This is a genomic window from Autumnicola musiva (assembly GCF_031846585.1).
In the GTDB taxonomy this organism is placed as follows: domain Bacteria; phylum Bacteroidota; class Bacteroidia; order Flavobacteriales; family Flavobacteriaceae; genus Autumnicola; species Autumnicola musiva.
The window spans coordinates 367,409-382,751 of record NZ_JAVRHK010000003.1 but is presented as its reverse complement, the minus strand read 5'-3'; the positions used below and the strand labels follow the sequence as shown (position 1 = coordinate 382,751).

At 37.9% G+C, this 15,343-nt stretch carries 14 protein-coding genes and 2 pseudogenes; 10 read left to right on the top strand and 6 right to left on the bottom strand.

Annotation, left to right across the window (positions count from 1 at the left end; all coding sequences use genetic code 11):
- Window positions 1–71: 71 nt before the first annotated feature.
- Complete coding sequence (locus RM539_RS06640; protein ID WP_311502592.1) at window positions 72–1,037, bottom strand: App1 family protein phosphatidate phosphatase; 966 nt, start codon at window positions 1,035–1,037, stop codon at window positions 72–74.
- Between the two features lie 56 nt (window positions 1,038–1,093).
- On the opposite strand from RM539_RS06640, the gene RM539_RS06635 reads away from it, so the two are divergent.
- Window positions 1,094–1,984 (top strand): diacylglycerol/lipid kinase family protein, encoded by an 891-nt coding sequence (locus RM539_RS06635; RefSeq protein ID WP_311502591.1) that lies wholly within the window; start codon window positions 1,094–1,096, stop codon window positions 1,982–1,984.
- A gap of 239 nt (window positions 1,985–2,223) precedes the next feature.
- Here RM539_RS06635 and RM539_RS06630 read toward each other — a convergent pair whose 3' ends face one another.
- The gene (locus RM539_RS06630) at window positions 2,224–2,886 is read right to left on the bottom strand and encodes a gluconate 2-dehydrogenase subunit 3 family protein (protein WP_311502590.1); all 663 of its coding nucleotides are present in this window, start codon (window positions 2,884–2,886) and stop codon (window positions 2,224–2,226) included.
- Between the two features lie 12 nt (window positions 2,887–2,898).
- Window positions 2,899–4,599 carry a GMC oxidoreductase gene (locus RM539_RS06625; protein ID WP_311502589.1) on the bottom strand — a complete coding sequence of 567 codons (1,701 nt, stop codon included), beginning with the start codon at window positions 4,597–4,599 and terminating at the stop codon, window positions 2,899–2,901.
- A 135-nt stretch (window positions 4,600–4,734) separates the two neighbouring features.
- On the opposite strand from RM539_RS06625, the gene RM539_RS06620 reads away from it, so the two are divergent.
- From RM539_RS06620 to RM539_RS06580, 9 genes and pseudogenes are all read left to right on the top strand, one after another.
- The gene (locus RM539_RS06620; RefSeq protein ID WP_311502588.1) at window positions 4,735–5,754 is read left to right on the top strand and encodes a sugar phosphate isomerase/epimerase family protein; all 1,020 of its coding nucleotides are present in this window, start codon (window positions 4,735–4,737) and stop codon (window positions 5,752–5,754) included.
- A 53-nt stretch (window positions 5,755–5,807) separates the two neighbouring features.
- A pseudogene (locus RM539_RS06615) lies at window positions 5,808–6,062 on the top strand (MFS transporter); the annotation flags it as partial.
- Between the two features lie 3 nt (window positions 6,063–6,065).
- Window positions 6,066–7,205 carry a Gfo/Idh/MocA family protein gene (locus RM539_RS06610; protein ID WP_311502587.1) on the top strand — a complete coding sequence of 380 codons (1,140 nt, stop codon included), beginning with the start codon at window positions 6,066–6,068 and terminating at the stop codon, window positions 7,203–7,205.
- A 5-nt stretch (window positions 7,206–7,210) separates the two neighbouring features.
- Window positions 7,211–8,265: pseudogene (locus RM539_RS06605) on the top strand (sugar phosphate isomerase/epimerase family protein).
- A 10-nt stretch (window positions 8,266–8,275) separates the two neighbouring features.
- On the top strand, window positions 8,276–9,031 hold the full coding sequence (locus tag RM539_RS06600; protein WP_311502586.1) for a 3-keto-disaccharide hydrolase: 756 nt from the start codon (window positions 8,276–8,278) through the stop codon (window positions 9,029–9,031).
- A gap of 123 nt (window positions 9,032–9,154) precedes the next feature.
- The gene (locus tag RM539_RS06595) at window positions 9,155–10,363 is read left to right on the top strand and encodes a bifunctional alpha/beta hydrolase/OsmC family protein (protein WP_311502585.1); all 1,209 of its coding nucleotides are present in this window, start codon (window positions 9,155–9,157) and stop codon (window positions 10,361–10,363) included.
- A 138-nt stretch (window positions 10,364–10,501) separates the two neighbouring features.
- Window positions 10,502–11,104 (top strand): superoxide dismutase family protein, encoded by a 603-nt coding sequence (locus RM539_RS06590; protein ID WP_311502584.1) that lies wholly within the window; start codon window positions 10,502–10,504, stop codon window positions 11,102–11,104.
- Between the two features lie 97 nt (window positions 11,105–11,201).
- A complete protein-coding gene (locus RM539_RS06585; RefSeq protein WP_311502583.1) occupies window positions 11,202–11,732 on the top strand; it encodes an RNA polymerase sigma factor in 531 nt (176 codons plus the stop codon).
- Between the two features lies 1 nt (window position 11,733).
- Window positions 11,734–12,531 carry an anti-sigma factor gene (locus RM539_RS06580; protein ID WP_311502582.1) on the top strand — a complete coding sequence of 266 codons (798 nt, stop codon included), beginning with the start codon at window positions 11,734–11,736 and terminating at the stop codon, window positions 12,529–12,531.
- Window positions 12,532–12,723: 192 nt separating this feature from the next.
- Here RM539_RS06580 and RM539_RS06575 read toward each other — a convergent pair whose 3' ends face one another.
- The 3 genes from RM539_RS06575 to RM539_RS06565 are packed head-to-tail and all read right to left on the bottom strand — an operon-like array spanning window position 12,724 to window position 15,120.
- The gene (locus tag RM539_RS06575; RefSeq protein ID WP_432264613.1) at window positions 12,724–13,476 is read right to left on the bottom strand and encodes a LytR/AlgR family response regulator transcription factor; all 753 of its coding nucleotides are present in this window, start codon (window positions 13,474–13,476) and stop codon (window positions 12,724–12,726) included.
- 16 nt (window positions 13,477–13,492) lie between these two features.
- Entirely contained in the window at window positions 13,493–13,804 is a 312-nt protein-coding gene (locus tag RM539_RS06570) for a 2TM domain-containing protein (protein ID WP_311502581.1), read from the bottom strand.
- A complete protein-coding gene (locus RM539_RS06565; RefSeq protein WP_311502580.1) occupies window positions 13,804–15,120 on the bottom strand; it encodes a 2TM domain-containing protein in 1,317 nt (438 codons plus the stop codon). The genes RM539_RS06570 and RM539_RS06565 overlap by 1 nt, the downstream gene beginning before the upstream one ends.
- Between the last annotated feature and the right edge of the window lie 223 nt (window positions 15,121–15,343).

Genomic DNA, 15,343 nt, shown 5'->3' with positions numbered 1-15,343 from the left:
AATGTCACAAATATATCTGAACAATCAAAAATACCTGAAGTATTTCGAAAGAAACAACACGAAATGAAAAATTAAATAATTTCTACTTCCCGGGAATGTTCAATAGCTTTTTCACTATTTCTGAAATAACAGGTAACTACACCCATATCTTCAATGTTTTTTAGTATTTCCTGTACTTCTTTTTTCTGGGAACCTTTGGTTTGCCTAATATAAATTGCACCAATGCTAAGTGGATATGTTTTGCAAATCCTTTCATATAGGTATGGGTCCTTTTGAGAATCATCTCCTAACAATACATATTGCAATTTTGGATAAAATGAGATAATGTCTTTAATTTTCTCGTATTTATGATTGTGACTTCCTCTTCCACTAGAGAGAAAATCACGAATACCGGTTTTTATTTTTTTCAATTTAATAACCGCTTTTGGAAGCTCATGAATACGTGCAAATTCTTCAATAAATTCATATAGATTCCACTCGCTGCTTGAAACATAAAAAAAGGAATTGGAAGCCTCTTTACTGTCCTGTCCTGCAATGCTCAATGCCCTGTAGTGTTTCACCACATCATCAAATATCTTTCTCTTATTTACATTTTTTGAGAGCATTACATACAATTTTTTAAAAAAACTGTTACTGTGGGATATAAGAAAAGTATCATCTATATCTGATATAATGGCAAATTTACTCTCATAAGGTTTAAGCAATTCTCCTTTTTCAATAATTCCAAATTCATGCAATTCACAAATAATCTCATAGCTATGCCAACCGCTTTCCAGTTCTTCTGTAAAAGGTATGGAAAAACGGAAGTAGCCGTCATCCTGTGTTTTAGTGGTAACATCTAAGCCCCTGAACTTAAGCCGGATTTTTACATTAGGCAGTGGTTTAATTCTGAACATATGAATAATCGAAAAAGCATGTCTAATCCCCCTGCGGTCCAAGCGGTATTTATCGGGTGCCCAGGATTTAAAAAGATGTCCAAATACTACAAGTTCCTGGTCATTAACATATCCACGGTATAATTTTAAATCGAGTTTCAAAAGCTTTAATTTTTCTCTAACTAACAATCATTTCTAAAATACTTAATTTTAACTATATGAATAAATCTATGGGAGATATTAAAGAAATTTTATTAGTTGTAAACCCTATCTCAGGAGACATTAATAAAAAAAATATGGTAGATGAATTAAAGATAATAATTGAAAGTAAAGGTGCTGAACTTTTTATCTACCATACAAAAGGAAAAAATGATCTGGAAAATATACGTAAAATAACTGAAGAAAGACAGCCATCGAGAATTATTACTGCTGGAGGGGACGGTACAATTAAACTTGTTGCTGAAGCTACAAAAAGTTTTAATATACCAATGGGGATAATACCCGGTGGATCGGCTAATGCACTAGCACTAAACTTAAAAATCCCAGATACCCTAGAAGAACAGATAGATGTAGCCCTGGGAACTAATTTTATTGATATTGATCTTATTTGCCTCAATAATGAAATTGGTCTTCATATGAGTGACCTAGGAATTAATGCGGAATTAATCAAAAATTATGAAGAATCTACTTTTCGCGGAAAGTTTGGTTACCTGCTGCAAACTGTTCCCACTCTTATAAAAGGCAAATACCCGTACAGCTTCACTATTGAAACTGAAAATGAAAAAATTACGGAAAAAGGAATTTTACTGGCCTTTGCAAACGCACAAAAATATGGTACAGGAGCAAATGTAAACCCCAATGGAAAGATAGATGACGGTATTATGGAAATTCTGATATTTAAGGATTTTGATTTTAGAGAAATACTTAACACCTTGCGAAATGAGACTAACCTAAGCAAAGATTTTGTTAAGGTGATACCTGTAAAAGAGGCTAAGGTTACTTGCGAAGAACCCGTTCCGTTTCAAATAGACGGAGAATATTTGGGCGAAGTAACCCGAGTGAATGTAAATATTTTATCTGAAAAAGCTAAAATAGCTGTCCCGAATTAATTTTAAAGGTTTTAGTATCTTTTTAATTGTAGTGGCTCAATCCGTTTATTAAAAATGTTCTCTCACCATAAGTATTAGTTCCTATTGAATACAAGAAAAGTAAAACTTCAAGCTAAAAATTTTATACATAAAAATCATCTGCGATAGTATACAGACGGTTTACGATAATTATCCTGAAAATTGGAAGAAAAATTCGTCTTCTCTTAAACTGAAAAAATTTCAGATGAAATTTTTAGTGATTATAAAGCCATTGCATTTCCATTTCCAAGCTCTTCCACAGGGCCACACGGAATATATTGTCCCGGAATTGGATCGTACCATAAAACATTTTCCCCAATCTGTTCGCTGGTTTTCCACGCCCAGACACCCATTTCCCTAACGTCTTGCAGATAAGCATATGCACCTACATCGGGATTAGAAGTATTTTCTTCTTTGGGTTCCTGTACAGGATCTTTATCCTGAGGGTCCTGAGTTTCACTGTTCCGCTTCATGTATTTTTCTTTTTCCGCGGGAGTGGCACGAAGATACTTCTCTACAATTTTCTCAAATTCTTCCTCACTTGCTTCGCCTGGATCTTTATCAAATTCATTTTTAAAGGCCTCTGCAAAAGCATCAGCGGACTCTCGGAACTCCTCTTGCCGTTCAGGAGGAGCTACTTCAGCCATGTAGGAATCCAGAAATTGAGCTATATTTAAATCGCCCGCCCCGGGAGTATCTGTTGCGGGTAGAATTATATCCAGGACTTTTTTAAGGACAAAGCCATTTGCAGCAGATAAAAAAACAGGCTGCCACTCATACTCAGATTCATTCTTACAGCTCTGCAACAGACTTAAAGTTGTAGGTCCCACCACCATTATTCCTGCTCCAAGTCCGATATTTTTTAATGCCTCTCTTCTTTTCATGATAAGAAAAAATTAAGCGTTAGATTTTTTAAAATTCTTTGATGCATGGTCTGCAGCCCTTGCCGTCATCGCCATATATGTTAACGAAGGATTCTGGCATCCCGAAGAAGTCATAAAAGCACCGTCTGTAACATATACATTAGGCACGGCATGTACCTGATTATTGCCATTTAAAACTGAAGTTTCAGGATCTCTTCCCATCCTTGCGGTTCCCATTTCATGGATTCCCAGTCCCGGTGCCCCAAGTTCATCATAAGCACGTATATCCTGAAAACCTCCTTTTTCCAGCATAGCTACGGCCTGCTCCTGCATATCTTTACGCATGAGTAATTCGTTCTCTTTAAATTCCGCATCAAAAGTTATTGTTGGTAAGCCCCATTCGTCTTTTTTATCATAATTAAGGAACATCCTGTTTTCATGATAAGGTAAGGTTTCCCCAAAGGCTATTAGTCCCATTGTCCATTTACCGGGTTTGGATACAGCTTCTTTTAATTCCTTTCCGTACGAAGCTTCAGCAATGCTCTCTTCCCAATTGGTTCTGCTGGCCCCACCCTGGTAGCCATAACCACGTGTAAACGGCATTTTTTCCCCACCGTCAATATTTCTGAAACGAGGGAGGTAAATTCCGTTGGGCTTCCTTCCCTTGTAGTAAGAATCTTCAAAACCATCATAAGTTGCTGATGCCCCAACTCTGAAATGGTGGTCCATAACATTATGGCCCAATTCGCCACTGTCATTTCCCATTCCGTCAGGAAAACGATCAGATTTTGACTGCATAAGTATGCTTGTAGAAGCCATAGCAGATGCACATAAGAAAATCACATTGGCCTTATATTCTATGTTTTCTTTGGTCTCCGCATCTATGATCTTAACTCCAGTAGCTCTTTTGGTTTCAGGATCATAAACCACTTCATGCACCACCGAGTTTGGCCGTAGGGTCATATTTCCCGTTCTGCCAGCTGCTGGAAGTGTTGAGGCATTACTACTAAAATAGGCTCCGTAAGGGCAACCCCGGATACACCTGTTCCTGTACATACACTTATTACGGCCTTCAAACTTTTTATCTCCAGTAATATGGGCCACACGCCCCATCGTCATAACCCGGCCGTTAAAGTTTTCAGCAATTTTTTCTCTCAAATGATCTTCTACACAATTAAGCTCCATGGGAGGAAGAAAATTTCCATCCGGCAGCTGAGGCAATCCCAGCTTCTCCCCGCTTACCCCAATATAGGATTCAACATAATCATACCAGGGAGCAATATCTTTATACCGTATTGGCCAGTCTACTCCTGCACCATCGTTTTTGTTGGCTGTAAAGTCAATATCGCTAAGCCGGTAACTGTGGCGCCCCCACATAATAGATCTTCCTCCAACATGATATCCACGCATCCAGTCAAATCTTTTCACCTCATTATACGGATGTTTAATATCATCTACAAACCAGTGTGCGCTGGATTTGTTCGTAGTATATCCGGTACGTGCCTGCTTGTACTGCCGCTTTTCCTCTTCCCGAGTTAATTGTCCTTTAAACTTATAATCCCACGGATCATCATTCATAGTTGGATAATCCTTAATATGTTCTACCATAGGCCCCCGTTCCAGCACCAGGGTTTTAAAGCCTTTTTCACACAATTCTTTAGCAGCCCAGCCACCACTTATGCCTGTACCAACAACTATGGCATCATAGTTATCATTTTCGTATAAATTAGTCACACTTTAGCAGTTAATTGATAGTAAATTTTACGGTGTAATGTCAAATATAGAAATTTAAGCTTATTATTTTACATCTTTAAAAAAAAGTCTACTTTTAAAATTCAAATAATTTAAGAATTTATTTTCTCTACTTATATGAAAAAATTTCTCTCCGGGGCTACAGGAATATCATCCTTGTTAATATTAATCCTTCTGACATTTGCGTCCTGCAAAGATTCCGATAAAAGAAATGAACAACAAGCTGATACAGAAGTTGTAGCATCAGCCGAAGATCCTTTCTTCAAAATTTCTTTAGCACAATGGTCATTACACGAGCCTATTATGAACGGAACTATGAATCCCATAGATTTTGCTGAAAAAGCCAGTGATTTGGGATTTGAAGGAATAGAATATGTGAGTCAGCTTTATTCGGATAAATATAAAGATGCCGAAGATCCGGAAGCTGCTTTTAAATCGCTTATAGATACACTGAAGCAAAAAAGCGAAGAATATAACGTGAGAAATGTTCTTATTATGGTTGACAACGAGGGGGATCTTGCTTCACCTGATGCCGCTGTAAGAAAACAGGCAGTTAAAAATCATCAAAAATGGGTGGATGCAGCACAAACTCTTGGTTGTCATTCCATCAGGGTAAACCTCTTCGGAAGTGAAGACAGGGATATCTGGAGAAAATCGGCTGCTGCCGGTTTAAAAGATCTTGCAGAATATGCCGCCGGTAGAGATATAAATGTACTGGTAGAAAATCACGGCTACTTATCTTCAGATGCCAATCTTCTTATTGCAGTGATGGAAGATGTAAATATGGAAAACTGCGGAACATTACCAGATTTTGGAAATTTCTGTCTTAAACGTGAAGGAGGTGAACGGTGGGAAGCTTCATGTGTACAAGAATACCCGAAATATAAAGGTGTATCCGAGATGATGCCTTATGCCAAAGCCGTTAGTGCAAAATCATACGCATTTAATGATGAAGGCGAAGAAACTACAATAGATTATGGCAAAATGCTGGAAATTATTAAAGAAGTTAGCTATAACAGCTATGTGGGGGTGGAATATGAAGGAACAAATTTATCTCCTGAAGAAGGCATTCTCGCAACAAAAGAATTACTAATAGAAAAAGGAACTAAGTTGAATTCAGAAAAAGAAAAGCAGTAACATGAAAATTACCACTAGAAATCATTTTACAGAGATATTTGTAACAGGCCAGATACACCGATTTTAAAGCCGGAGAAAAATTTAAAAGTTCGGCGCAGGGACTTATTACGCTGGCAACCTATGGGGTAGGAATGCTGATTGGTTTTTACGTGGCCGGTTTAATTAGTGACGCCAATCTACTGGGAGAAAAGCTGCACCAATGGGATTCAATCTGGATATTTCCGGCAGCATTTGCTTTTGGCGTAATGATTCTTTTCGCTATCTTCTTCAGGAATGAAAAAATAGAGAAAAAAGACATAGAAATTTAAATCATGGGTAAAAAGATAAAACTTGGAATTCTAGGAGGAGGCAGTGATTCATTAATTGGCATTCTTCACCGCATAGCCTCTGCTATGTATGATAAATATGAACTGGTTGGCGGTTCCTTTAATTCTGAATTTGAAAAGAGCTTACAATTTGCTGAAGAAGTCGGAATTGGCTCCGATAGAGTCTACAAAGATCTGGAAACACTAATAGCTAAAGAAATATCTTTGCCAAAAGAAGAGCGCCTGCAGGTGATTTCCATATTGACTCCTAATTTTCTTCATTTTTCCATGGCTAACAAACTTCTGGAAAATGGTTTTCACGTAATATGTGAAAAACCTATGACCACTACCTATGAAGAAGCCAAAATTCTGAAAGAGACCCAGGAGAAATCGGGAAGTATTTTTGCCGTAACCTATACCTATACAGGCTATCCAATGGTGCGCCAAATGAAGGAAATGATTGCCGGCGGAGCCATTGGAGAAATTCAAAAAATAGATGTACAATACTACCAGGGCTGGATAAATCCTATTATTCACAATAAGGAGGAGCGTTCCAGCATCTGGAGGCTTGACCCTGAAAAATCGGGCATAAGCTGTTGCATTGGCGACATTGGAACACATGCATTTGACATGATCGAATATGTTTCGGGGCTTCAGGTGAAAGAAATCCTGGCAGACCTTAACTACATGTATGAAGATAATGCCATGGATATAGACGGTACAGTTCTTTTACGATTTTCAGAATATGTAAAGGGAATATTGCGGTCCAGCCAGATTGCCACGGGTGAGGAAAACAATCTTTCTGTAAATATCTACGGAAAAAAAGGCGGATTAAAATGGGAACAGGAAAATCCCAATTATCTCTATTTATTGAAAGAAGGCGAACCTATGCAGGTTCTTAAGCCAGGCCATGAATATAATAGCGCTTTTTCTCTGAATGGAACAAAATTGCCCCCGGGCCATCCCGAAGGTATTTTTGATTCTATGGGTAACATTTATAAAGGTGTTGCTAAAGCCATTAATGGGGAAAAAAATTATGATGGAGAATTTCCCACCCTCGATGATGGCCTTCGTGGAATGAATTTTATTGAAAAAACCGTGCACTCCCACCAACAGGGAAATGTATGGGTGAAAATTGATGAATAACAGATATGAAGACAATTAAAGGACCTGCTGTATTTTTAGCACAATTTATTGATGAAAAAGAACCTTTCAACTCGCTGGACGGGCTTTGTAAATGGGCTTCAGGATTAGGCTATAAAGGAATACAAATTCCAACCTGGGAAAAAAACCTGATTGATCTAAAAAAAGCGGCAGAAAGCAAAGACTACTGCGATGAACTAAAAGGTAAAATTTCATCTTATGGCCTTGAGATCACAGAACTCTGCACCCATCTCCAGGGACAGTTAGTTGCAGTGCATCCTGCCTACGATAAGATGTTTGATAATTTTGCTCCTAAAGAACTTCATAATAATCCTAAAGAGCGTACCGCCTGGGCTATAGATCAGCTTAAAAGTGCTGCCAAAGCAAGTCGTAATCTTGGGCTTGATGTAATGGGTACATTTAGCGGCTCCCTGCTTTGGCATACCGCCCATCCCTGGCCACAGCGGCCACAGGGGCTGGTGGAATTGGGCTTTCAGGAATTAGCAGAAAGATGGTTGCCTATTTTAAATGAATTTGATGAGCAGGATGTTGATGTGTGTTATGAAATACACCCCGGGGAAGACCTTCACGATGGGGTTACTTTTGAACGTTTTCTAGAGGCCACCAACAATCATAAAAGGGTAAATATTTTATATGATCCCAGCCATTTTGTATTGCAGCAACTCGATTATCTGCAATACATTGATTTTTATCACGATTACATTAAAATGTTCCATGTAAAAGACGCCGAATTTAATCCAACCGGGAAAAAAGGAAGTTTTGGAGGTTATGAAGATTGGGTGAACCGTGCTGGCAGATACAGAAGCCCGGGAGACGGCCAGGTAGATTCAAAACTATATTCTCCAAATTAACAGAATATAGCTGTGATGTATGGGCGGTAATGGAATGGGAATGCTGTATAAAATCTCCGGAACAGGGTGCTAAGGAAGGTGCTCCTTTTATAGCCAAAAATATCATCCAGGCAACCGACAAAAAATTTGATAATTTTGCCGGTTCCGAAATTGATGAAGAAAAATTAAAACAATTATTAGGAACCAATTAAGTTGAAACTAATGAATAAATTAAATGCAGGTTTAATTGCTTTGGTAATATTTGCTGCGGGCTGTAAAAACAACAGCGAAACAGAAAATCAGCTGGAAGAACCAATAAATGAAGAACAGGCTATGAATACAGATCAAAACGAATGGGAAGATCTAACTGCCGGGGAAAACCTGGATCAATGGAAGGCATACAATTCCGATTCTGTTTCAGATCAATGGAAAAAAGAAGGAAACACTATTGTTTTCACTCCTGCTGAAGGAGAGCGAGAAGGTTCTGAAAATCTAATTTCCAGGAAACAGTACAAAAATTTTGAACTAAATTTTGAATGGAAAATTTCTCAAGGAGGTAATAGCGGTGTGATGTGGGGAGTTCAGGAAATGGAGAAATACCATGAGCCGTACTATACCGGTCCTGAAATTCAGGTGCTGGATAATCAAAGGCACCCGGACGCCAAAAATGGAGCCATACGTCAATCTGGAGCTTTATATGATATGGTACCGGCAAGTGAAGATGTGACCAAACCTGCAGGAGAATGGAATAAACAAACCATCATGATTAACCACGAAACAAATAAAGGCAGTGTAACTTTAAACGGCACAAAGGTGGCAGAGTTTCCAGTTAAAGGTGAAAAATGGAAGGAAATGGTTGGTAAATCTAAATTTGCTGAATGGGAAGATTTCGGTAAAAGTGACACCGGTCATATTGCACTTCAGGATCATGGAAATCAGGTTTCTTACAGAAATATTAAAATAAAGGAACTGGAATAAATTATTTTTTCAGCTGATTCTAAAAGAGGCATTCCGGAAGTTCATAATTAACTTCCGGAATGCCTCTTTTACTTTTCTCAACCCAATTAATTTTTCTATTTTATCAATTTCAAAGCAGATACTATGAGGACATCTAAAGTTACATTCAATAATAAAAACGGGAATAAGCTTTCAGGATATATGGAGGTTCCCACCAATCAAAAGCCGCAGAATTTTGTACTCTTCGCCCATTGCTTCACCTGCAATAAAAACTTCTTTGCACCAAAGGTCATCAGCAGGAATCTGGCCTCACAGGGTTTTGGAGTTTTGAGGTTTGATTTTACAGGCCTGGGAGAAAGCGAAGGAGATTTTTCTGACACCAATTTTTCAGGTAATATTGAAGACCTAATTGCCGCCGCAGAATTTCTTGAAAAAGAATATAATGCCCCATCTGTTTTAGTAGGACATTCTCTTGGGGGAGCTGCCGTCTTAATGGCTTCAGAAAAGATTTCTTCTGTGAAGGCTGTAGCCACCATTGCTGCGCCCTCTACCGTGACCCATGTTAAAGGACTCTTGGCAGAACAGATGGAAAATCTGCAAAAAGACGCAGATGCCATGGTGAATATAGGTGGCAGATCTTTTAAAATAAAAAAGCAGTTCCTGGAGGATTTGCACCAACATGACCTTCAGCAAAAACTTGAAAATTTAGATAAAGCTGTGCTCATAATGCACTCTCCTCAAGATGCAATTGTTGAAATAAAAAATGCCGAAGAGCTGTATTCAGTGCTTAGCCACCCCAAGAGCTTTGTTTCTCTGGATGGTGCAGATCATCTATTAAATGACCAGAAATACCCGGCTTACGCAGGAAAGCTAATTGCATCATGGGCAGAACGCTATATCCCTGCAGAAGAAGAGGTGGATTTGGAAACCGATCATCAAACTGTGGCAAATCTGGGTAACGAGGGCCTCACTACAGAGATTAAAACCGGTATACATAATTTTATAGCAGATGAACCTGTTAAAATTGGAGGCAATAATTATGGCCCTACGCCATATGAGTTAATTTCGGCGGGACTCGCTGCCTGTACTTCTATGACATTACAAATGTATGCCCGTAGAAAAAAATGGCCTCTTCAAAACGTGGAAACACATATAGATTATGCAAAGCAGCACGCGTTCGACTGCCACAATTGTGAAGAAGAAGATAGTAAAATTGATACCTTTCTAAGAGAGATTGTAATTAGTGGCAACCTTAATAAAGAACAGAAAGAAAGGCTTTTGGAAATTGCCGATAAATGTCCTGTACATAAAAGCCTTACCGGAAAAATACAGGTAAAAACCAAAATATTATAATCCCCTTTTTCTGTTTCCACAATATTACTGGCCTCATATAGACCTTATTCCATTGTTAAGCTATACTTAAAACTTTGGTGGATGCTATCATTCCATTTAATTTAGAGGTAGAAAATTACTAAAACCAAACCTAAAATTATGAAACGTATTAGCTTAACATTATTATTTTGCGCTTCTATCTTTATTGTAGGTTGTAAAAACAACCAGGGAGAGAATGACGCAGTAAATCAAATGGATGCGGAGGAAACTTCGGAAATGGAACAGCAAACAAATGCTGAATCTGAACAAACGCAGGAAATCACTGTAGACCTTCAGGCTAAAAGTGGTAGTGAACTTTCCGGCACCGTTACTTTTACAGAAGAAAACGGAGAAGTAGCAATGGAAGGAACCATAAATGGATTACCTGAAGGAACCCATGCTATCCATATTCATGAAAATGCAGATTGTTCTGCTGAGGATGGATCTTCTGCCGGCGGTCATTGGAATCCAACTAACGAACCTCATGGTGAGTGGGGAGATGAAGAAGGATATCACCGTGGTGATATTGGTAACTTTGAAGTAAATAGTAACGGAGAAGGTACTGTAAGTATGAGTACGGACCAATGGTGTATTGGATGTGATGATCCTAATAAAAACATTGTTGGAAAAGCAGTTATTGTTCATGATGGTGTAGATGATTACACATCACAACCATCGGGAGATGCCGGTACAAGAGTAGGCTGTGGAGAAATAACCATGTAATACCTGTATCAAAATAAAAATAAAAAAGCAGCTGATTGGCTGCTTTTTTTATTGTAGAAGTTTATTTTTATATATTTACAGAACCTTAATATTCCTCATGCAACAAGATGGCCTTATCCAAGAGCTTCAAAATGGAAATGAACGGGCTTTTGAACGTATCTATCAGCTATATTCTGAAAGCACCTACGGTATAATTTTCGCAATTGTTAAAGATGAAAAAGTCGCGGAAGAAATTTTGCAGGATGTTTATATGAAAATATGGAACAATGCATCTTCATACGATTCTGATAAAGGAAGATTTTTCACCTGGATTTTAAATATTGCAAGGAATGCGTCAATAGATAAACTACGCTCGAAAGATTTCAAAAATAAAAGACAAAACCTGCAACCGGATAATTTCGTAGATATTTTGGAGACCAGAACTAATTATGCGGCCGCCACAGATGCAATAGGGATTAAAAAATTTTTAAATGCTATTGAACCGGTATGTAAAAAGCTAATTGATTTGCTCTTCTTCCAGGGATTTACCCAAAAAGAAACCGCAGAAGAATTAAAAATGCCACTGGGAACTGTAAAAACAAAAAACCGTGCCTGTATAAAAAGTTTAAGGGAGCTTGTACTAGAATAATATGGATTTACATGAATACATATCATCGGGAATTCTTGAACTTTATGTGTGCGGGGCACTAAGTGAAGAGGAAAGTCGTGAGGTTTCCCGCGAACTTAAGAAACATCCTGAAATAAGGGAGGAAGTAGAAGAGATTGAGAAAGCACTTTCTCAACTTGCTGTTTCCGTTGCTCCATACAATCCTGAATCTTTGCTGGCTTCCATCAAATCTAAAATTGCAGCCAAAAAAGAAAAAACTGTTCCCTTACACCGCAAAACTTCAAGCATTTTCACGTACATGGGATGGGCAGCAAGTCTTCTGCTTCTTATTGGATTATTCTTTCTTTTTAACCAAAATAATGATCTACGTGAGGCTTTAAAAAGAGAGCAGACCAGAAATGCGCAAATGGAACAACAAATAGCAGATGCCCGGGAAAACGCCGAAAGAGCTGAAGAATTATTGGCTATTATAAGAGACAGAAATACCACAAGAATACAACTTGCAGGACAAGCTGTTGCACCAGATTCTTATGCAACCGTTTTCTGGAATATCGATGCGAACCAGGCTTTTATAGATGCCCAGGGACTTCCTGAACCTCCACGTGGTAAGGTTTATCAGGTTTGGTCTCTTACCGTGCAGCCTTTAAGACCTACCAGCATAGGCTTGTTGAGTGATTTTGCAGAAGATGAAAATAAGGTTTTCCAATTACGCAATGCCAATAACTCTGAAGCTTTTGGTATTACCCTGGAACCCGAAGGAGGTAGTGAAACTCCTACTATGGATCAACTATACGTAATGGGAACTGTTGGAACTCCTTAATTAAATATTAGGCAAAGAAGAAAGGCCTGCCCCCAACGAACAAGCCTTTCTATAACCAACCAAAAAAAATTAAAACTCAAAGTATTGAATTCGCCAAAAAGAATCATTACTAAATTCATTATCTCTTTGAGCTTCACTTATATATACGGAGATTAATTCCCTGTGGTTTTTCAAATAGGCAATTTTAACATTCTACGTAAGCCATCTTTTAAACTCTTTCACTTTTTCTCTACTAACAATTAATGGGAAGCCCCGAAAAGACTGCACCTTGAGCCTAAGTCGTGAATTGGAATAAGCTATAATATCTTCAATTGTTTTAACGTTTATAATGGCCTGCCGACTGATCTTGAAAAACTTTTCGGGATTTAGCTGCTGTTCCAAATTCTCCAGAGAAATGTCAAGAGGGTAATTACGCCCGTCTAACGTATGAACGTAGGTTGTTTTACTTTCAGAATAAAAACAACTTATTTCCTCTACACTAATCAGCCTGAGATGTTGTCCCACTGGCACTGTAAACCGCTTTTTATATTCTGAAGCCGAAAAATTTAGCAGCGATTTCAGGTTTTTCATATCCAGGTTTTGCCGGGAGTAATTCCTATTCGACTGGTATTTGTCCACAGCTTTTTCCAATTCCTCTTCATCAATCGGCTTCAGCAAATAATCTATACTGTTCAGCTTAAATGCTTTTAAAGCGTATTCATCATAAGCAGTTGTAAATATTATTGCACTGTCTACCTCAACATTCTCAAAAATTTCAAAGGAGAGGCCATCGCTAAGTTGAATATCCAAGAATATAAGCTCAGTTTGCTCATGCTGTAACAGCCAGGATGTACTCTCCTCTACTGAATGCAGTGTAGAAATCACTTCCACACCAATCTTTTTCAGCATTCGTTGCAGGCGCCGCGCTGAGGGTTTTTCATCTTCTATTATCAGTGCTTTAATCATATCTTTAATATTCCACTTATTCCCAGGTTTTTCTTTCCTCTTTGCTCATTATTTCCCGCACTTTACGCTCTTCCCATGATTTTCCAAAGAAAATATTGGGACCAAATATACTTGCCCAATGTGCAAATACACCAATTCCCCAGAAAAAGGCAGTTGAATAGGTCCAAATTTCCTTAAGAGCACCCCAATGCTCATCCTGATAAAACGCTACTGCAATAATTGCTATATTGACAAAGGAATATACAAGCAGATGAACATAAAAACCTTTAATCTCCTTTGCTTTCTTTTTTGCAGCCCTATAGCTCATATTCTCACTAATATTTTTCATCACTTCCATTTTTGCTGATTCCCTTTTTCCATTATTTCCCTTATCTTACGTTCTTCCCAATCTGAACCATAGCCAAATACCGAAAAACCGTGGATGGCGAGTCCTATTCCCCATCCGAACAGCGGGAACCAAAACCACTGAAACCTCCAGTAGGTATAATAATTAATAAATATAAGAAAAGGAATTACCACGCAGTATGAAATCAGATTTCCATAAAATTCCTTAATTTCCTTTACCCTTTGACTGGCTCTAAAATAAGCCTCACCCCGGTTAGTTTCAAAAATCTTCATATTTGAAATTTGTTTAGTTAATATTGGTAATCTTACTTTAAAATATTCTCTCTTTTCTTCTATCACTACCTTCCTCCTGGTCATCAGAGCATAACGGTTTACTATGTTTTGAAGGCCCACTCCTTTTCTTTGCTGCACCACCTCTTTCTTTTGAAGGTTGTTTTTAATAATTAAATATCTATCTTCCACATAAATCCTGATCTTTAGAGGCCTCTTTTCACTTACCACATTATGTTTGATTGTGTTTTCCAAAAGTAGCTGCAAAGACAGTGGCACTACTTTGGCTTCAGGAATATCAAGATTCTCCTCCACTTCATAAAATATACTGTTCTCAAAGCGCGTTTTTAGTAACTTCATATAAGTAACAGCAAAAGACAGCTCCTCTTCCAGGCTTACCAGCTCTTTATCCTTTTGTTCCAGAACATAGCGATAAATTTTAGAAAGTGATGTGGTAAATTTTTGGGCCTGTTCAGCATTTTCATCAATAAGTGCGGTAAGTACATTAAGGCTATTAAACAAGAAATGCGGATCTATCTGATTTTTAAGGCTCTCGAATTTTGCTGAAGCTGTACCAGCAATAATTTTTTGTTCGGTAATTTTCTGTTCCTGAAGGGCTTTATAAAAGTAAATAAGGTGAAACACAAGCGAAACTATGATCGTAAATAATAACGGTGGGAAGTAATACCTCAACTCTTCCTTCTGAAGAAACGTACTTAATTCCACTCCTCTAAAAATTATATTATCTATAAGCCGGCAAAAGAAAAACCCGATAAGAGTAAGAACTATGGAACCGGCGGAAGCAAAAAGTACGCGTTTCACCCCTGCCCTGCCCCAACCGATTTTCCGGTTAAAATATTTGAAATAGGAGCCATTGATGGCCGTCAGGACAAATGAATAAAAGAGATAAATCCCCCAAATTTCCCAATTTAGAAGTTTACCCATCCTGGCATTAAAAACAGAATCCAGTAACCTCACTACTACTGCAATAAGAACCGAAACCTTTAATATTTTACCAGTCAATTTCATTTATGCTGTACAATTATTTGCTAATTTCAACTTATTGTTCTTATATCAAAAAATTGATTTTCTGAAATGTCAATTTTTGAGGCTGAACTGTTACAGAAGGAAATAAGATCAAAATTTCGTAAACCTAAAGCTAATTTTATTCTACAGGAATAGAGAATCTTCACATTGTAAAAATTGACTATTCTTTAGCTAACTGTAAATAATCCCTTCTTTAGAATCAAAA